General features: G+C 41.9%; 16 protein-coding genes. 9 read left to right on the top strand and 7 right to left on the bottom strand.

What is annotated here, in order from left to right:
* Positions 1-4: 4 nt before the first annotated feature.
* Entirely contained in the window at positions 5-1,249 is a 1,245-nt protein-coding gene (locus AN389_RS08155) for an amidohydrolase family protein (RefSeq protein WP_055014317.1), read from the top strand.
* Between the two features lie 120 nt (positions 1,250-1,369).
* Here AN389_RS08155 and AN389_RS08150 read toward each other — a convergent pair whose 3' ends face one another.
* Together AN389_RS08150 and cspD are read right to left on the bottom strand one after the other, a co-directional pair.
* Positions 1,370-3,592 carry an NADP-dependent isocitrate dehydrogenase gene (locus AN389_RS08150; RefSeq protein WP_055014316.1) on the bottom strand — a complete coding sequence of 741 codons (2,223 nt, stop codon included), beginning with the start codon at positions 3,590-3,592 and terminating at the stop codon, positions 1,370-1,372.
* Between the two features lie 447 nt (positions 3,593-4,039).
* Positions 4,040-4,258 carry a cold shock domain-containing protein CspD gene (gene cspD / locus AN389_RS08145; protein WP_004586755.1) on the bottom strand — a complete coding sequence of 73 codons (219 nt, stop codon included), beginning with the start codon at positions 4,256-4,258 and terminating at the stop codon, positions 4,040-4,042.
* A gap of 209 nt (positions 4,259-4,467) precedes the next feature.
* On the opposite strand from cspD, the gene clpS reads away from it, so the two are divergent.
* On the top strand, positions 4,468-4,776 hold the full coding sequence (clpS, locus tag AN389_RS08140) for an ATP-dependent Clp protease adapter ClpS (RefSeq protein WP_004586754.1): 309 nt from the start codon (positions 4,468-4,470) through the stop codon (positions 4,774-4,776).
* A gap of 68 nt (positions 4,777-4,844) precedes the next feature.
* Entirely contained in the window at positions 4,845-7,106 is a 2,262-nt protein-coding gene (clpA, locus tag AN389_RS08135) for an ATP-dependent Clp protease ATP-binding subunit ClpA (RefSeq protein ID WP_055014315.1), read from the top strand.
* 242 nt (positions 7,107-7,348) lie between these two features.
* Here clpA and infA read toward each other — a convergent pair whose 3' ends face one another.
* The 4 genes from infA to trxB all read right to left on the bottom strand — a co-directional run bounded on the left by infA (position 7,349) and on the right by trxB (position 10,118).
* Complete coding sequence (gene infA / locus AN389_RS08130) at positions 7,349-7,567, bottom strand: translation initiation factor IF-1 (protein ID WP_002962494.1); 219 nt, start codon at positions 7,565-7,567, stop codon at positions 7,349-7,351.
* 90 nt (positions 7,568-7,657) lie between these two features.
* Complete coding sequence (locus tag AN389_RS08125; RefSeq protein WP_055018490.1) at positions 7,658-8,362, bottom strand: arginyltransferase; 705 nt, start codon at positions 8,360-8,362, stop codon at positions 7,658-7,660.
* Complete coding sequence (aat, locus tag AN389_RS08120) at positions 8,355-9,071, bottom strand: leucyl/phenylalanyl-tRNA--protein transferase (protein WP_055019567.1); 717 nt, start codon at positions 9,069-9,071, stop codon at positions 8,355-8,357. Before aat ends, AN389_RS08125 begins: the two co-directional genes overlap by 8 nt.
* Positions 9,072-9,167: 96 nt before the next feature.
* Complete coding sequence (trxB, locus tag AN389_RS08115) at positions 9,168-10,118, bottom strand: thioredoxin-disulfide reductase (protein WP_024033489.1); 951 nt, start codon at positions 10,116-10,118, stop codon at positions 9,168-9,170.
* Between the two features lie 287 nt (positions 10,119-10,405).
* On the opposite strand from trxB, the gene pssA reads away from it, so the two are divergent.
* Entirely contained in the window at positions 10,406-11,731 is a 1,326-nt protein-coding gene (pssA, locus tag AN389_RS08110; protein ID WP_055014312.1) for a CDP-diacylglycerol--serine O-phosphatidyltransferase, read from the top strand.
* A 115-nt stretch (positions 11,732-11,846) separates the two neighbouring features.
* On the opposite strand, the gene ald is transcribed toward pssA, so the two are convergent.
* The gene (gene ald / locus AN389_RS08105; RefSeq protein WP_055014311.1) at positions 11,847-12,968 is read right to left on the bottom strand and encodes an alanine dehydrogenase; all 1,122 of its coding nucleotides are present in this window, start codon (positions 12,966-12,968) and stop codon (positions 11,847-11,849) included.
* A gap of 142 nt (positions 12,969-13,110) precedes the next feature.
* Here ald and lrp point away from each other — a divergent pair, with 142 nt between their 5' ends.
* The 5 genes from lrp (at position 13,111) to crcB (ending at position 18,607) form a co-directional block, all read left to right on the top strand.
* Complete coding sequence (gene lrp, locus AN389_RS08100; RefSeq protein ID WP_004586747.1) at positions 13,111-13,590, top strand: leucine-responsive transcriptional regulator Lrp; 480 nt, start codon at positions 13,111-13,113, stop codon at positions 13,588-13,590.
* Positions 13,591-13,743: 153 nt separating this feature from the next.
* Positions 13,744-16,272: a DNA translocase FtsK gene (locus AN389_RS08095; RefSeq protein ID WP_055019566.1), complete on the top strand. Its 2,529-nt coding sequence runs from the start codon at positions 13,744-13,746 to the stop codon at positions 16,270-16,272.
* Positions 16,272-16,898, top strand: a complete 627-nt coding sequence (lolA, locus tag AN389_RS08090) for an outer membrane lipoprotein chaperone LolA (RefSeq protein WP_055019565.1) — start codon at positions 16,272-16,274, stop codon at positions 16,896-16,898. The genes AN389_RS08095 and lolA overlap by 1 nt, the downstream gene beginning before the upstream one ends.
* Positions 16,891-18,234, top strand: coding sequence for a replication-associated recombination protein A (locus AN389_RS08085; RefSeq protein WP_055019564.1), 1,344 nt, complete (start codon positions 16,891-16,893; stop codon positions 18,232-18,234). Before lolA ends, AN389_RS08085 begins: the two co-directional genes overlap by 8 nt.
* Positions 18,227-18,607 (top strand): fluoride efflux transporter CrcB, encoded by a 381-nt coding sequence (gene crcB, locus AN389_RS08080; RefSeq protein ID WP_055019563.1) that lies wholly within the window; start codon positions 18,227-18,229, stop codon positions 18,605-18,607. Before AN389_RS08085 ends, crcB begins: the two co-directional genes overlap by 8 nt.
* Positions 18,608-18,610 lie beyond the last annotated feature (3 nt).

Genomic DNA, 18,610 nt, shown 5'->3' with positions numbered 1-18,610 from the left:
CAGAATGAAAAATTTATCACGTTCGTTTTCGCTATCTCTGGTTGCTGCCGGATTGTTAGCCTCAGCTACAGTGGATGCTCGCTCGCTTGCCATTGTGAATGCAACGCTTCATACCGCTACTGAGCAAGGTGTGCTAGAGAACGCTAGTATTATAATGGATAACGGTAAAATTACCGCTATTAACCCGCAACAAGTATATGCAGACCAAGTTATCGATGCTCAAGGCCGCATTGTTACGCCAGGGTTTATTGCCAGTATTAACCAACTTGGCTTAGTAGAAGTCAGCGCGGTTGCAGGCTCACGTGATGCTGGCGAAGAAAAAGCAGGTATTGATTTTGACGTAAGCCTTGCTTACAACGCTCACTCAAGCCTTATCCCTTATGCACGTAAAGGTGGTGTAACTCGCGATATTATTACCCCACATGGGGGCGATAGTATTTTTGCAGGCCTAGCAAGTGTTGTTGATTTAAGCGGAAATTTACAAAGCGATATACAAAAGCAAGCTGCTTTAGTGGTTTATTTGGGTGAGCGCAGCAAGGGGTCGCGCGCATTTACATTGCAAACCCTCATTAATAAGCTTGAAGAGCACCAAACAAAAGCAGCTAAAAAGCCTAAAAAAGACGACGACAGCAAGCCTAGCACTGAAGATAAAGTCATGCGTAAAGTACTTAGCGGCGATATGCCAATGGTAGTTGGCGTATCTCGTGCGGCCGATATTATTGAGCTCCTTAAAGTTAAAGCGCAATTTGGTATTAATTTAGTGCTCAATGGCGCACAAGATGCGGTTGTTGTTAAAGAGCAGATTGCTAAAGCGCAAGTACCCGTAATTATGAGTGCTATGGATAGCTTACCCTCAAGCTTTGACTCGCTACATGCCAGTTTAGATAACGCAGCCGTGCTAGAAAAAGCAGGGGTTAAGGTTATTTTAACCGTGGGCGGCGATGCCAGTCATAATATTTACCAACTTCGTTTTGATGCAGGCAATGCTGTTTCATATGGCATGAGCCAACAAGGCGCATTAAAGGCCGTTACATCTAATGTAGCAAGTGTGTTTAATATTAATGCTGGCAGTATTGAAGTTGGAAAAGCCGCTGATGTAGTGATGTGGAGCAATGACCCGTTTGAGTTAAGCAGTCATGTAAGTAAAATGATTATTAATGGTGAAGAAGTATCTACACAGTCTCGCCAAGATAAACTACGTGAGCGCTACACTACTGAGTCATCTATGCCGCGAGCTTATACAAAATAATTAAAATAGCTTTAATTGTTTACAGGCCGCTATTTTATAAATAGCGGATTTTTTATACAAAAGCCAGGCACAAAAAACCGCTTACTTTTTACGTAAGCGGTTTTTTAATTTAATCTAAAATTATACTAATTTAGATAAAATTTCGTTAAAGGTTGGGCTTGGGCGCATTGCTTTAAACGCTGCCTCATCATTTGGTTGGAAGTAACCACCAATATCCATTGAAGGACCTTGCGCATCGTTAAGCTCGTTTACGATTTGCTCTTTTTGCGTTTCTAAATCGTTGGCAATTTGTGTAAATTGCGCTTTAAGCTCACTGTCTTCGTCTTGCTTAGCCAGCTCTTGTGCCCAGAATAGAGATAAGAAGAAGTGAGAACCACGGTTATCAATTTCTTTTACTTTACGTGAAGGCGACTTGTTTTCAGCTAAGAACGTACCGGTTGCTTTATCTAGTGTGTCAGCAAGTACTTGGGCTTTTTTGTTGCCTGTATTCACACTTAGGTGCTCAAGCGAAGCCGCTAATGCTAAAAACTCGCCTAACGAATCCCAACGTAAGTGGTTTTCTTTTTCGAACTGTTGAACATGCTTAGGTGCTGAACCACCTGCACCAGTTTCAAATAAGCCACCGCCGTTCATAAGAGGAACAATTGAAAGCATTTTAGCACTAGTACCCAGCTCTAAAATTGGGAATAAATCTGTTAGGTAGTCACGTAATACGTTACCTGTTACAGAAATAGTGTCTTTACCTTCTTTAATACGCGCTAATGAGAATAAAGTTGCTTCAAGCGGCGCTAAAATTTGAATGTCTAGGCCATCTGTATCGTGATCTGGTAAGTATTTGTTTACCTTTTTAATAAGCTGAGCATCGTGAGCGCGATTTTCATCTAACCAGAAAACAGCAGGTACGCCCGTTGCACGTGCACGGTTTACCGCCAGTTTAACCCAATCTTGGATTGGTGCGTCTTTAACCTGACACATTCTCCAAATATCGCCTTGCTCAACAGTGTGCTCAAGTAGCGTAGTGCCATTTGCATCAACAACACGGATTGAGCCATCCGCTTTTGCTTCAAACGTTTTATCGTGAGAACCGTATTCTTCTGCTTTTTGAGCCATTAAGCCTACGTTTGGAACGCTACCCATAGTGGTAGGATCAAATGCGCCATTTTCTTTACAAAAATCAATAGTCGCTTGGTAAACGCTTGAGTAGCTACGATCTGGGATCACAAAGCTAGTGTCTTGTAGTTTACCGTCGTTGTTCCACATTTGACCGCTTGAACGAATAGCAGCAGGCATAGATGCATCAATGATCACATCGCTTGGTACGTGTAAATTAGTAATACCACGGTCAGAGTCAACCATTGCAATGGCAGGACGATCAGCATAAACCGCTTGAATGTCTGCTTCAATTTCTTCGCGCTTAGCATCATCTAATGATTGAATTTTAGAATAAACGTCGCCTAAACCGTTATTTACATCAACACCTAGCTCTTCAAAAAGCTCGCCGTGTTTAGCAAATACGTCTTTGTAGAAAACTTTTACCGCGTGACCAAAAATAATAGGGTCAGATACTTTCATCATTGTCGCTTTCATGTGAAGCGAAAATAATACGCCTTTTTCTTTCGCGGCATCAATTTCTGCTGCTAAAAACGCTTGTAATTTAGCTGCGCTAATGCGTGACGCATCTATTACTTCGCCAGCGATTAGCGGAGTGCTTTGCTTAAGTACAGTTACTTCGCCATTAGTCGCTACGTGTTCAATACGTACATCAGTTGCTGCATCAACGGTTACTGATTGCTCAGAACCAAAGAAATCGCCTTCGCTCATGCTCGCAACGTATGATTGTGAATCTTTGCTCCACGCACCCATTGAATGCGGGTTATTACGTGCATATTCTTTAACAGAGCCAGGCGCACGACGATCTGAGTTACCTTCACGCAATACTGGGTTTACAGCGCTGCCTTTAATTTTGTCGTAAGTTGCTTTAATTTTAGCTTCTTCATCATTTTTAGGCTCAGCAGGGTATTCTGGTAGTGCGTAACCTTTTTCTTGAAGCTCTTTAATCACAGCGCGTAATTGCGGTACAGACGCACTGATATTTGGTAATTTGATGATGTTTGCTTCTGGTGTTTTTGCAAGTTCGCCAAGTTCTGCAAGCGCATCGCCAATGCGTTGCTCTTCAGTAAGGTAATCAGCGAAGTTTGCAATTACACGACCTGCTAATGAGATATCGCGAGTTTCAACTTCAACACCTGCCGCATTTGTATAGGCTTGGATAATTGGTAGCAACGAGTAGGTTGCTAGCGCCGGAGCTTCGTCCGTTTTAGTGTAGATAATTTTTGATGTCATCATCATTCCTAGATAGTAGGCCGCAGTGGCCGTATTCAACAATGCAAAGAAACTCATTAGCGCATGACTGCGTTAATAAGCAGTTTGTTAGGTGTCGGTACTCTTAATATGCCATAAGGCAGAATAGTCACACCTGACTAACTGATTTTTATAGGTTGCAAAGTACACGTATTTAGCAGCGTAAAAGCATTAGCTAAAATGTAACCGCGTAATTTAGCAACAAGAGTGTAACAAGCTTGTTTAAAAAGGGCTAGCGCTTGCGCTTTTGTACAGCCTAAATTAGCAGGTAACTGTTAGAACATTGGGGTATATAAAATAAAATCAAGGAAAAGGGTTGAATTTAGTGTGTATAGGAGCAATTTAGTAATAAGGAGAGTGTTGAATGGTAAGTGGGAAATTAAGCGAGGATCTAAATTAGGTCGCTCGCTTTAGTCGAACAAATTTTGATCACTCTAAAATGTCGCCGTTAGGGGCTATGTTTTTAGCGTGTAAGCCCTTAGGGCCTTGTTCTAGCTCGAATGTTACATCTTGACCAGCTTTAAGTGTCTTATAACCATCCATTACAATCGTTGAGTAATGAGCGAAAATATCATTCTCGCAGCCGTCTTCTACGATGAAACCAAAACCTTTGGCGTTGTTGAACCATTTGACTTTACCACAAGCCATACTTCTACATCCTTCTATAAGTTGACTAATTTAGTTATTCTAAACCGTATAATTTGCTAGACTGACTAATGATTAATCAATCTACTTCTGACTGTAGTTTATTTGGCCAGTCAGTCAAGTGTTTTGTGTTATTTTTTTAACATTTAATTTATTTTTTATTCAAGTTTGCTTGAGTTCTAAAGACAAGACTATATTTAATTATGATTGGTATGAAAGATTCAGGTGTCATAGACACAGTTCGTGATAGTGAAAAGCAAAAGCTGCAACCACCGCGAAAATACAAAGTTGTTTTAAATAACGACGACTACACGCCAATGGACTTTGTAATAGAAGTCCTGATGACGTTTTTCAATATGGATAGCGATAGAGCAACTGATGTGATGCTACAAGTTCACGAAAAAGGGAAGGGGATATGCGGTGTATTTAGCGCCGATGTAGCCCATACCAAAGCGGAACAAGTTAACCGTTATGCACGGGATAACGAGCATCCACTGCTTTGTAGTTGTGAGCAGGAATAAATACCAATTAGGTGATCAATCATCTCATTGTTGTGGTATAAAATAATTATCTCAGTAAGGGGTTGCCAATGCTAAACAAAGACTTAGAACTAACGTTAAACGCCGCGTTTCGTGAAGCGCGTACACGCCGCCATGAGTTTATGACGGTAGAACACCTTTTACTTGCGCTTTTAGATAATCCTTCAGCAGGCGAAGCGTTAAACGCCTGTGGGGTGGATATTTCAGGTTTAAAAACCGAGCTATTAGAATTTATAGACGAAACCACACCGGTTATTCCCGACTTAGAAGAAGAACGCGAAACCCAACCAACACTGGGCTTTCAGCGCGTGCTTCAGCGTGCAGTTTTTCATGTTCAATCATCAGGTAAAAACGAAGTGACGGGAGTAAACGTCCTTGTTGCTATTTTTTCTGAACAGGAAAGCCAAGCAGTTTATCTACTTAAGAAAAGTGATATTTCTCGCTTAGATATAGTGAATTTTATTTCTCATGGTATTTCTAAATCCGATGATGAGTTAGGTGATGACACTGACGATATTCATGAAGAAGTACAAGAGGTTCAAAACGAAGAAGCAAGTAAGTTAGATAGCTTTACCACTAACTTAAATGCGCAAGCTAAAGACGGCAACATAGACCCATTAGTAGGTCGCGACAGCGAAGTAGAGCGTACGGTGCAGGTTTTATGTCGCCGTAAAAAGAATAACCCATTGCTTGTTGGTGAAGCCGGCGTTGGTAAAACAGCCATTGCAGAGGGCCTTGCGTATCGTATTGTTAACGAGCAAGTGCCTGAAGTGATTGCCGATGCTGTTGTTTACTCGCTTGATATGGGCGCATTGCTTGCTGGCACTAAATACCGCGGCGACTTTGAAAAACGCTTTAAGAGCCTGTTAAAAGAGTTACAAGCTAAACCTAACTCAATATTATTTATTGATGAAATACACACTATTATTGGTGCAGGTGCTGCATCGGGTGGTGTTATGGATGCATCTAACTTACTTAAACCGCTACTTTCGAGCGGGCAGTTACGTTGTATGGGCTCAACCACTTACAATGAGTACAAAAATATTTTTGAAAAAGACCGTGCGTTAGTTCGCCGTTTCCAAAAAATTGATGTACTTGAACCGAGTGTGGCTGATACCACTAAAATTTTAAATGGTTTAAAAGAGCGTTATGAAGAACACCATGGCATTCGTTACACACAAAAAGCACTAAAAGCAGCTGCAGAGCTAAGTGCTAAATACATTAATGAGCGTCACTTACCTGATAAAGCCATTGATGTAATAGATGAAGCCGGTGCCAACCAACGTTTGCAGCCAAGCTCTAAGCGCAAAAAAACCATTGGTGTATCAGATATTGAATCGATTATTGCTAAAATGGCGCGTATCCCAGCTCAAAGCGTGTCATCGACCGATAAAGAAACGCTTAAAAATCTTGATCGTAATCTTAAAATGTTAGTGTTTGGGCAAGATCAGTCTATTGACGCGCTAACATCTGCGATTCGTTTATCTCGCTCTGGGCTTGCAAACGAAGATAAACCAGTAGGCTCGTTCTTATTTGCAGGGCCAACGGGTGTAGGTAAAACCGAGGTTACAAAACAGCTTGCAAAATGTATGGGCGTTGAGTTTATCCGTTTTGATATGTCAGAGTACGTTGAGCGCCATGCAGTGAGCCGTCTAATTGGTGCGCCTCCTGGGTATGTTGGTTTTGAACAAGGTGGTTTACTCACCGAAGCTGTTATTAAAAACCCGCATGCAGTTGTATTATTGGATGAAATTGAAAAAGCCCATCCAGATATTTACAACATACTACTGCAAGTCATGGATCACGGTACGTTAACCGATAACAATGGTCGTAAAGCTGACTTTAGAAACGTCGTGGTGGTTATGACAACCAATGCCGGTGTGCAAGAAACAACACGCAAATCGATTGGCTTTACCGAGCAAGATCATACGCATGATGCAATGAGCGAAATTAACAAGGTATTTTCACCCGAATTTAGAAACCGCTTAGATAATATTATTTGGTTTAACCACCTTGAAAAAGAGGTTATCTTGCAAGTGGTTGACAAGTTTGTAGTTGAGCTGCAAGCACAACTAGATAAAAAGTCGGTTAACCTTGAACTGACCTCTAAAGCGCGTGAATGGTTAGCAGACAAAGGCTACGACAAAGCGATGGGGGCACGCCCAATGGCACGTGTTATTCAAGATGAGCTTAAAAAGCCGTTGGCTAATGAAATACTCTTTGGTGAGCTGGTTGATGGCGGTACTGTTAAAGTGTCAGTTAAAGATAAGAAAATTAACTTTGACTATGAAAGCAATTTAACACCCGCTTAAATAAGAGCATTCACTTATAATACCCATCCGCTAAATAGTAACTTAATTATGCGAATGGGTATATAAACTAGCCTGAGCAATACGTGCGGGCTTTTTTTTGCTTTTTTTAGGCAACAAAAAACCCAGCAAAAGCTGGGTTTTTTGTTTATTAAATGTAATTGCTAGTCAGCACCATCAATTACATTTAATAAACGCTTTAAGCTAGTTATTCACTAGCCAAAAACTAAATCTCGTTTACGCACTTAGCGAGCACGGAATACGATACGACCTTTCGATAAATCGTAAGGCGTCATTTCTACCGTTACTTTATCGCCGGTTAAAATACGGATGTAGTTTTTGCGCATTTTACCTGAAATATGAGCCACAACTACGTGACCATTTTCTAGCTCAACTCGGAACATTGTATTTGGTAAAGTATCAAGGACAGTCCCTTGCATTTCGATTACGTCTTCTTTCGCCATGTTTAGCGTAACACCTCTTTAATAGTTAAACGCTGCAGATTTTGCCCAAAATACGCCAATAAGTAAAGGCGCAGCGGGCATTTTTGCAAATTAAATAGCCAACCACTGGTCATTAACGTGTTTTTGCGCGGGTAAAAACTGAGTTTTGTATTTCATTTTGGTGCATTCATCGATTTGGTAGCCCAAATACACAAATTCTTTATTTTGTTGTTTGGCAAATTCGAGCTGCTGTAAAATCATCACAGTGCCTAAACTGTAGTGCTCAAAGTCGGGATCGAAAAACGTATAAATAGCTGAAACAGCATTATCCATACAATCGGTTACGGCTACTGCAACTAAAGTGTCTTGGTGCCAAAGTTCAATAAACGTTATTTCTAGCCAGCTACAAAATAAAAAACTTTGAAATTGCTCTATATTAGGGGGGAACATAGTGCCATCGCTGTGACGTAATGAAATGTATTTACTATAAAGCGGGTAATATTCTTCGCGCTTAGCCTGAGTGTATTTAACTTCAAAGTGTGCTTTTACTTTATTGAGTTTTCGTTTTTGGGATTTTGACGGGTCAAACTCTTGAGCTAACACGCGTACAGAATTACAGGCACTACACGACGGGCAATGAGGTCGGTAAATTTGGTTACCGCTACGCCTAAAGCCGAGCGATAAAAGCATCTCAAATTTTTGGGTGCTGTAACAGGTAGGGTCAAGTATTACCAATAATTGTTCTTGCCTGTCAGGTAAATAGCTACAAGCAAACTCTTGGCTAAGGCCTACGCGAGAAGGTATGTGCTCACTCATAAATTGCTATTAACTCCTGTGGCTGCCACATCATCGGGTTGAGGCTGTAAGAACCTGCTAATTTAAGTCTAGTCAAAAATTCTGAGCGAGGGATCACTTTTGCGCCTAAAGAGGTTAAATAGGGGTTTTCTAGTTGGCAGTCAATAAAATGTGCATTATGGCGTTTTAACCAATTAACTAACGCCCACATGGCCAGTTTTGAGCAATTAGTTTGATGATGAAACATCGACTCGCCACAAAAAATGCCATTTTGCATAATGCCATAAAGCCCACCGGCAAGTTCGCCGTTTTGCCATACCTCAACACTATGCGCAATATTAGCGTCATGTGCAGCAATATAAGCGCTTAACATCTCGTTTGTTATCCACGTGCCTTCGGTGTCTATTCGTTGCTCACAGCACGCTTCTATCACCTCAGCAAAGGCATTGTTAATGGTTACTTTTACTGGGTGCTTTTTTAAATGTTTACGCAAGCTTTTACTTATATGAAAGTCATTTAGCTCTACAATGCCGCGTTCACTTGGCGACCACCACATAATGGGCTCACCTTCGCTAAACCACGGAAAAATCCCCATTTTATAGGCGTTACTTAATCGCTTTACAGATAAATCGCCGCCTATGGCAAGCAGGCCATCGGGGGAGGTGAGTGCATATTCGGGATTTGGAAATGCTATATCGGTTTCACTGAGTTGGTATAGCTGGTTTCTCATAGAGGGCTTAACTTATTAATTATCATAAAAGTGTAACTACATTTTAGGCATAAAAAAAGGCTGAATTATCAGCCTCTTTTAAAATATTTAACGTGATTACAGATTATCTAAGAAACGTTCTGCATCTAGGGCTGCCATACAACCTGTACCTGCAGATGTAATTGCTTGACGGTAAATGTGATCAGACACGTCACCTGCGGCAAATACGCCAGGTACGCTTGTTTGAGTAGCGTTACCGTTAAGGCCCGACTCAACCACTAAATAGCCGTCTTTCATTTCTAGTTGGCCTTCAAACATGTCGGTGTTTGGCTTATGGCCGATAGCAATAAACACACCAGCTAAATCAAGCTCCTCGGTAGCATCAGATTGTGTATCTTTAATGCGTACGCCTGTTACACCCATGTCATCGCCAAGTACTTCGTCTAGCGTACGGTTGTAGTGCATTACTACGTTACCATTTTGCGCTTTTTCGTTAAGGCGATCAGCAAGAATTTTTTCACTGCGGAAGCTATCTCGACGGTGAATGACGTGTACTTCATCGGCAATGTTAGATAAGTAAAGCGCTTCTTCTACTGCTGTGTTACCACCCCCTACAACGGCAACTTTACGCCCTTTATAGAAAAAACCATCACACGTAGCACATGCAGATACACCACGACCTTGAAAGTTAGTTTCAGACTCTAAGCCTAAGTATTTAGCCGACGCACCTGTGGCAATAATTAATGCATCACACGTGTAAGTACCTTGGTCGCCAGTAAGCGTGAAAGGGCGCTTAGACACATCGACTTTATTAATGTGGTCAAACACAATTTCCGTTTCAAAGCGCTCAGCGTGCTCTTTCATACGATCCATTAATGCAGGGCCTGTTAAACCATGCGCATCGCCTGGCCAGTTTTCAACTTCAGTTGTGGTCGTTAATTGGCCACCTTGTTGAATACCAGTAATTAAAACCGGGTTTAAATTTGCACGCGCTGCGTAAACCGCGGCAGTGTAACCCGCAGGGCCTGAGCCTAAAATTAGTAACTTAGAGTGTTTTGCTTCAGTCATGATCTTTTCCTAAACGTTTAATACTGAACTTAATGGCTTCGATTCTAAGAAAAACAAGGCACAAGTAAACAAATTATGTGAATATTTTTTTCTGACAAAATTAAAAGCTGTGCAATATTATGTACTGACCTTGCAGTAAATGATAAAAAAGCCTGCGTTGAGGTTAAAAAACAAACAGATGAGCAACAAAGCTTCGTTAATTCATGACCCGTTAGTATTTTTTTGATATGTTTTACTTAATTTTATTTGTCACTGATAGATTATGTGACCTTAGTGAATAGGCAACTATGTTATTTTGGCAGGAAAAACCCGCATTTGGGTTGACTTCAAAAGACGTTAACGTCTTAACCAACGCACAAGAGTACCGTACGCAATTGCTACGCTTAATTAGCAATGCAAAACAAAGAATCTACATTACGGCACTGTACTTACAAGATGATGAAGCAGGGCGTGAAATACTCGAAGCGCTGCATCGTGTGTCGTTGGCGAACCCCGACCTTGAAATAAAAGTGTTGGTTGATTTTCATCGTGCTCAACGTGGTCTTATTGGGGCAGCAAAATCAGACGGTAACGCAAGTTTATATTGTGACTATTTAGAAAAATTTAAATCAAACGTTCAAGTTTACGGTGTACCCGTTAAGGCAAAAGAGCTCTTTGGTGTATTACATTTAAAAGGCTTTGTGGTCGATAACACGCTTTTGTATAGCGGTGCTAGCTTAAATAATGTGTACTTACAATATAATGATCGCTACAGGCTGGACCGTTATTTTTTAGTTAATCAAGCAGCGCTGTGCGACTCTGTAATTGATTTTATTGAGTCTAAGCTTATTGCTTCTCAAGCCGTACCGCGTATTGATACACGCCCGCTTAAGCGCTTAATAGACTTTAAATTTGAACAAAAGCAATTAATGCGCGAGCTAAAGTCGGCCAGTTATGCAAACCCAACTACGCCCAATACCGACCCACTCGGTGTGCGTTTGTTTTTAGGTTTAGGGCGTCGTAATAATAGCCTTAACCGATTAATTAAAAATTTGTTTGATACCACAGAGCAAGAGCTTGTACTTTACACACCGTATTTTAATTTTCCGGCGCCGCTTATGCGCTCGCTTCGTAGATTATTAAAACAAGGTAAGCAGGTAACCATTGTCGTGGGTGATAAAACGGCGAACGATTTTTACCTGCCGCCAAATGAGCCGTTTAGTAAAATTGGTGCATTACCGTATTTATACGAAACCATTTTGCATAAATTTGTAAAATCGCAAAAGCGCCATATAGATAACGGCAATTTAAACGTGTACTTATGGAAGCACGATAGTAACTCGTTTCACTTAAAAGGTATTTGCGCAGACCGACAACGCCACTTATTAAGCGGCCACAATCTTAATCCGCGGGCGTGGGGGCTTGATATTGAAAACGGTATTTTAATTGAAGACCCACAGCAAAGTATTATGCAAGCCATAGATAACGAAAAGCAGGAAATTTTAAAACACTGCCGCCGTTTAACGGGGCCAAATGATTTAGAAACAGTAGAAGATTACCCACAACCGGTTAAAAAGCTACTTGGTCAAGCTAAACGCGTAAAAGTGGATTTTATAATTAAGCGTTTTATATAAATTACTTTATATAGTCGAAATTTAGATACAAAAAAAGCAGCTAATTAGCTGCTTTTTTATTGTTTGTAGTTAGGTAACTATTTTATTCAATAACACCTAACGACTAAACGCAAAATTACGCGTTTTCTACTGCAGTACGTGGATCAACATATTCCATGTTGAACGCTTCTGCTACTTCTTTATACGTTACTTGGCCTTTAATTACGTTTAAGCCTTTTAAGAAGTGCGCGTCATCAAGTAGTGCCTTTTTGTAACCTTTGTTTGCAAGGTTAATAATAAACGGTAATGTTGCATTATTAAGTGCAAAGGTAGAAGTGCGTGGTACTGCACCTGGCATGTTAGCTACACAGTAGTGCACAACGTCATCAACAATGTATGTTGGATCAGCGTGTGTAGTCGCTTTAGACGTTGCAATACAACCACCTTGGTCAATAGCAACATCCACAATTGCAGCGCCTGGCTTCATGGCTTTAATGTGTTCAGCTGTAACAAGTTTAGGTGCCGCTGCACCTGGGATTAGTACGCCACCAATTACTAGGTCTGCTTCTAAAACGTGTTTTTCAAGTGCATCGGCAGTTGAGTAAATCGCTTTAACTTTGTTACCAAATTGCGCGTCTAATGAACGTAATACATCGATGTTGCGATCAAGTACAACAACGTCTGCGCCCATGCCTACAGCCATTTGCGCCGCACTACGACCCACCATGCCGCCGCCAATAACAACAACTTTAGCTGCTTCAACGCCTGGTACGCCACCAAGTAGCATACCACGGCCGTGGTTAGATTTTTCAAGCGCTTGTGCACCGGCCTGAATAGACATACGACCAGCTACTTCACTCATTGGTGCAAGAAGCGGTAAGCCGCCACGTGCATCAGTCACTGTTTCGTAAGCAATACAAATCGATTTGCTTTTAACAAGGTCTTCAGTTTGCGGAAGATCAGGTGCAAGGTGAAGGTACGTAAATAAAATTTGGTCTTCGCGTAGCATTGCACGCTCAACAGCTTGTGGCTCTTTTACTTTTACGATCATGTCTGCTTTTGCAAAAACATCAGCTGCAGTGGCTAAAATTTCAGCGCCAGCTTGAGTGTAATCTTCGTTAGTAAAACCAATGCCCATACCTGCATCTGTTTCAACAATCACTTGGTGGCCGTGATTTACTAATTCACGAACACTCGCAGGAACCATACCTACACGGTATTCATGGTTTTTAATTTCTTTAGGTACACCAATAATCATAAAATTTGCCTTATTAAGAACGGATTAACATTTTTCACTATTATATTCATCATATGGCAGTGTGTCTCACCTTTTTTAAAAGGGTAACCAGTGTTATTATCTAAATAATAAAAATAAACAGAATATTAAACTAGTTGGGTGTATGCATCAGTTATTAGATAGAATTGACCGTAAAATTTTAATGGAATTACAGCACGATGGACGCCTTTCTAATGTAGAACTGGCCCGACGAGTTGGCCTAAGCGCCACGCCCTGTCTGGAGCGCGTAAAAAAGTTAGAACGTGAAGGCTACATACTTGGCTACAAAGCGGTGGTTGATCCAGCAAAGCTTGGCCAAGGCTTATCGGTGTATGTTGAGGTAACCATTACCAAAACATCGCCCGACGTATTTGATGAGTTTAGTGCGGCGGTTAAACAGCACGAAGAGATAATAGAGTGTCACTTGGTATCGGGTAATTTTGATTTTTTATTAAAAACCCGTGTAAACGATATGTCAGAATACCGCGGTGTACTAGGCGACATACTTTTAAAACTACCAAATGTGAGTGAAAGCCGCACCTATGTAGTAATGGAAGAAGTAAAAGGTGAAGACGGCGTAATTATTCGCCCTTACATTGCGTAAATTCAACCGCAAAAGATAAACACACTCTAATTTATAAAAACTTGTTCATAATCAGGCCAAACATATTAAGATAAAGTGCATCAAATTGCATTTCCTGCTAAGGTATTTGATTGCAAGCAAGTGCGAATAGAACAATAAAGAGGATAGGAAGTTATGCGCCTAAATGGTGTGCAAAGACTATTAGAAACAGGGCTGATCATCAGCACCTTTGCGGCAATATTCATTTTATGTGCTTTAATCAGCTTTGATCCTGCAGACCCCGCGTGGTCGCAAACGGGTGAATTTAGAAACGTAAAAAATATTACAGGCACTGCTGGTGCTTGGGTGGCCGATATACTATTACTTTCATTTGGCTGGCTTGCTTATTTAGTGCCGGCCGCTATTCAGCTATTTGGCTATTTACTGTTTAAGCAACCTCATCGTATTTTACAGCTCGATTACACCACACTTGCCTTGCGTGTTATTGGCTTTGCATTATTTATTACCTCGGCAACGGCAATTAGCAGCATTAACTTTGATGATATTTATAACTTTTCATCCGGTGGGGTAGTGGGCGATGTGATTGCATCGGCCATGATGCCAGCATTTAACTTTACCGGTACCTCTATTTTATTATTGTGCTTCTTTTTTGCTGGGCTTACTTTATTAACCGGCGTGTCATGGGTTGAATTTGTAGACTACCTTGGTGATTTAGTGGTTAGAGGCTACCGCTATGCTTTTAATTACGCCCAAGGTTGGATGCAACGAGAGCGCATTGCGGCAAGCCCTGTGCAGGCCGATGCCCAATTTAATGATGACGCTGATAATTATGAGCAAAGCGATACCATACACGAGCAATCATCAGAATTTGAACAAGAACCTGCTAAAAGTAAAAAACCAGCTAAACAAAAAGCCATTACTAAAGAGCAGCCTACCTTTAGCGAGCCGCAAATTAGTGATGATTACAGCCCATTTGATGAGCTAGACGATATACTCGACCAAGAAATTGGCTTTAGCGCCATAGACGATGAGCCTATGGATACAGCAGCTGCGTTAAATGCACTGGATCAAAGCCAAGTTGTTGAGCCTGAAAAACCGGTGACCACGGTGGTATCGCCAGCAAGGCCAATGCCTAAGCCAAAACCTGCGTATCAGCCACCGCCAACAGCTAAAGAAAAGTTTGAAGAGTTACTTGATAAAGAGCCACCACCAGGGCCATTACCGTCGCTTGATTTACTCGACAGACCCGACAAAGCAAAAAACCCGATATCACAAGAAGAGCTTGAAAGTGTATCGCGCCTTGTTGAAACAAAATTACTCGACTTTAACGTACAAGCCACTGTAGTAGGGGTGTACCCAGGGCCTGTAGTAACGCGTTTTGAGCTTGATTTAGCACCGGGTATTAAGGTGTCTAAAATTACGGGCTTATCAAAAGATTTAGCCCGTTCATTATCGGCAATTAGTGTACGTGTTGTAGAAGTTATACCTGGTAAAACGTACATAGGGATAGAGCTGCCCAATAAATACCGCGAAATCGTACGTTTATCTGAGGTCATTAACGCCCCTAAATTTGAGCAAAATCCATCCCCTCTAACCATGGTATTAGGTAAAGATATTGCAGGGCAACCTGTGTGTGCCGATTTAGGTAAAATGCCCCATTTACTGGTAGCCGGTACCACAGGTTCAGGTAAGTCAGTGGGCGTTAATGTAATGATATTAAGCTTACTGTACAAATCGGGCCCTGATGATGTTCGTATGATCATGATTGACCCGAAAATGCTTGAGCTTTCGGTTTACGAAGGTATTCCGCACCTATTGTGTGAAGTTGTTACCGACATGAAAGAAGCCGCTAACGCGCTGCGTTGGTGTGTAGGCGAAATGGAGCGCCGCTATAAATTAATGTCGGCGTTGGGTGTGCGTAACTTGAAAGGTTACAACCAAAAAGTAATGGAAGCCAAAGAGGCGGGTTACCCAATTCTTGACCCATTATTTAAAGACACCGACGGCATGAGAGAAGGCCCCGATGAGCTAGACAAACTACCAAGTATAGTAGTAGTAATTGACGAATTTGCCGACATGATGATGATTGTAGGCAAAAAAGTTGAAGAGCTAATTGCCCGTATTGCGCAAAAAGCACGTGCCGCAGGTATACACTTAGTACTTGCAACACAGCGCCCATCGGTAGATGTAATTACCGGCTTAATTAAAGCCAATATACCTACGCGTATGGCGTTTCAGGTGTCGAGCAAAATAGACTCGCGTACCATACTTGACCAGCAAGGCGCCGAAAACCTATTAGGTATGGGTGATATGCTTTATTTACCGCCAGGCACAAGTGTACCAGAGCGTGTGCATGGCGCATTTGTTGACGACCATGAAGTACATGCGGTAGTTAACGATTGGAAAGCACGTGGTAAACCTAATTACATTGATGAAATTTTAAATGGTGATGCAACAGAAGATGTTTTATTACCAGGTGAAACCAATGAAAACGCAGATGACGAGTCAGATCCGCTTTACGACGAAGCCGTAGCATTTGTAATCGAAACCGGCAAAGTATCAGTATCGTCAGTACAACGTAAATTACGTGTTGGCTATAACCGCGCAGCACGACTAGTAGAACAAATGGAAACATCGGGTATCGTGAGTTCGCCTGGCCACAACGGCGCTCGCGATGTATTAGTACCTAATGGAGCAAATTAATGAAAAAATTAAACAGTTTATTATTAATGCTTGGCAGTTTAATTGCCACGCCTAGCTTTGCTGACGACAGCCAAGCACTGCAAGACAAACTCGCCACTCTTAAAAGTTTTAAAGCGCAGTTTTCTCAAAACGTAACCGACTCGCAAGGCCAATCGGTTATGCAAGGCGAGGGCACAATTGCCCTTAAACAACCTATGATGATCCGCTGGCAGCAAACAAACCCAGACGATACCTTATTTGTATCAAATGGCGACAAAACCTATTACTTCGACAGCTTTGCTGAGCAAGTAACTATTATGGATACCCATAGCCTTATAGATTCAACGCCGTTTGTATTGCTCACCTCAAAAGACCCTGCACAATGGGAAAAATACAGTGTTCAAGCCACAGACTCTGGCTTTAGTGTAACGCCAAATAAAGGCGTAGAGAGCCAAGTAGAGCAGCTTGATATTACCTTTGCAGATAACGAGCAAGGCCTTGCTAAGTTAGTTGTGACGGATAATTCTGGTCAGCTTTCATCGTTTAGTTTTAACAATGCACACGTAAATACCACGCTTGATACAAGCACCTTTGAATTTACCCCACCAGAGGGTGTAGAAATAGACGATCAGAGTAACGGTGAATAATTTAGGCTTTAACTTTGGGCCCGATGTACGCCCACTTGCGGCGCGTATGCGCCCAACAACGCTTGACGAATACATAGGTCAGCAGCATTTACTAAGTAGCGACAAGCCCTTGCACCAAGCCATTGTTGCAGGGCGTTGCCACAGCTTAATTTTGTGGGGGCCGCCTGGGGTAGGTAAAACCACCCTTGCGCAAATTATTGCAAACCACGCCGATGCCGAACTTATACAAATGTCGGCTGTGACCGCAGGCGTAAAAGATATTCGCGACAGCGTAACGCAAGCCCACGATAACCTACAAAGCCGCGGGCAGCGCACGCTTATGTTTGTTGACGAAGTACACCGTTTTAATAAATCGCAGCAAGATGCATTTTTACCTCACATAGAAGATGGTACCTTTATATTTGTAGGCGCAACAACCGAAAACCCCTCATTTGCACTTAACAACGCTATTTTGTCGCGTGCACGCGTGTATGTTTTAAAATCCTTGCAGGAAAGCGACTTATACACTGTGATAGAGCGCGCACTTAAGCAAGATGAGCAACTAAACCAAAAAAACATTGTTATTGCCGAAAACGCCAAACAGGCGCTTTGCCAAGCAAGCGGTGGCGATGCCCGTAAAGTATTAAACTTACTTGAGCAAGCGGTTGATTTAACGAGTGAGCAAAATGGCACATACAACGTAGATGAGCACGTATTAAGCCAAGTACTGCCAACCCATTTAGCTAAATACGATAAAGGCGGCGATGAATTTTACGATTTAATATCGGCTTTTCATAAATCAGTACGAGGTAGCTCCCCCGATGGTGCGCTGTATTGGTATTGCCGTATTTTAGCCGGCGGCGGCGACCCACTTTATGTAGCAAGGCGTTTACTTGCCATTGCCACAGAAGACATAGGTAATGCCGACCCTCGCGCAATGGAAGTGGCGTTAAACGCATGGGATATATTTCAGCGTGTAGGCCCAAGTGAGGGCGAGCGCGCCATTGCACAAGCTACCTTATATTTAGCCAGCGCACCTAAAAGTAATGCCGTTTATATGGCGTTTAACCAAGCAAAGGCAGATGCCAAAAATGAGCCAAGTTACCCCGTACCTGAGCATTTACGAAACGCGCCAACCAACCTAATGAAAGACTTAGGCTATGGCGCTGAGTATCGCTACGCACACAACGAAGAGGGCGCTTTTGCTGCAGGTGAAAAGTACCTACCGCCAGAAATTCAAGACAAACAGTATTATACACCGAGCGATCGCGGCCTTGAGCAAAAAATTAAGCAAAAGCTTGATTACCTAAAAGATCGCGACGCGCAAAGCCCACTTAAACGGTACGAAAATGATTAAACTTTATATGATGATCGCCCTTGGCGGTGCCTCAGGAGCCTGTTTACGATTTTTTATTAGCGAAACCATGCTAAAACTCCTTGGTAGGGGATTCCCTTTTGGCACGTTGACGGTTAATATTCTGGGTTCATTGTTAATGGGCATTTTGTACGGTTTGATAGAGAAAGAAATTATCGCCACAAGCCCCGCTAAAACCCTTATTGGTATTGGCTTTTTAGGTGCGTTAACCACCTTTTCAACATTCTCAATGGACTCGTTGTTGTTATTACAACAAGGTCACTTTATTAAAATGGCCCTCAATATCATCTTAAATGTGATGAACTGTATTTTTATGGCTTGGCTGGGCCTTCAGCTGGTAATGCAAAAAGGTTAAAAA

The organism is Pseudoalteromonas sp. P1-7a (genome assembly GCF_001401855.1).
GTDB lineage: Bacteria > Pseudomonadota > Gammaproteobacteria > Enterobacterales > Alteromonadaceae > Pseudoalteromonas.
This window is presented reverse-complemented; position numbering and strand designations above follow the sequence as displayed.

What these genes read in the sequence shown, in the direction of transcription:
- AN389_RS08155 (WP_055014317.1), top strand. Translation starts at nt 5, where the DNA reads ATGAAAAATTTATCACGTTCGTTTTCGCTATCTCTGGTTGCTGCCGGA.
- AN389_RS08150 (WP_055014316.1), bottom strand. Translation starts at nt 3,592, where the DNA reads ATGACATCAAAAATTATCTACACTAAAACGGACGAAGCTCCGGCGCTA.
- cspD (WP_004586755.1), bottom strand. Translation starts at nt 4,258, where the DNA reads ATGGCTTGTGGTAAAGTCAAATGGTTCAACAACGCCAAAGGTTTTGGT.
- clpS (WP_004586754.1), top strand. Translation starts at nt 4,468, where the DNA reads ATGAAAGATTCAGGTGTCATAGACACAGTTCGTGATAGTGAAAAGCAA.
- clpA (WP_055014315.1), top strand. Translation starts at nt 4,845, where the DNA reads ATGCTAAACAAAGACTTAGAACTAACGTTAAACGCCGCGTTTCGTGAA.
- infA (WP_002962494.1), bottom strand. Translation starts at nt 7,567, where the DNA reads ATGGCGAAAGAAGACGTAATCGAAATGCAAGGGACTGTCCTTGATACT.
- AN389_RS08125 (WP_055018490.1), bottom strand. Translation starts at nt 8,362, where the DNA reads ATGAGTGAGCACATACCTTCTCGCGTAGGCCTTAGCCAAGAGTTTGCT.
- aat (WP_055019567.1), bottom strand. Translation starts at nt 9,071, where the DNA reads ATGAGAAACCAGCTATACCAACTCAGTGAAACCGATATAGCATTTCCA.
- trxB (WP_024033489.1), bottom strand. Translation starts at nt 10,118, where the DNA reads ATGACTGAAGCAAAACACTCTAAGTTACTAATTTTAGGCTCAGGCCCT.
- pssA (WP_055014312.1), top strand. Translation starts at nt 10,406, where the DNA reads ATGTTATTTTGGCAGGAAAAACCCGCATTTGGGTTGACTTCAAAAGAC.
- ald (WP_055014311.1), bottom strand. Translation starts at nt 12,968, where the DNA reads ATGATTATTGGTGTACCTAAAGAAATTAAAAACCATGAATACCGTGTA.
- lrp (WP_004586747.1), top strand. Translation starts at nt 13,111, where the DNA reads ATGCATCAGTTATTAGATAGAATTGACCGTAAAATTTTAATGGAATTA.
- AN389_RS08095 (WP_055019566.1), top strand. Translation starts at nt 13,744, where the DNA reads ATGCGCCTAAATGGTGTGCAAAGACTATTAGAAACAGGGCTGATCATC.
- lolA (WP_055019565.1), top strand. Translation starts at nt 16,272, where the DNA reads ATGAAAAAATTAAACAGTTTATTATTAATGCTTGGCAGTTTAATTGCC.
- crcB (WP_055019563.1), top strand. Translation starts at nt 18,227, where the DNA reads ATGATTAAACTTTATATGATGATCGCCCTTGGCGGTGCCTCAGGAGCC.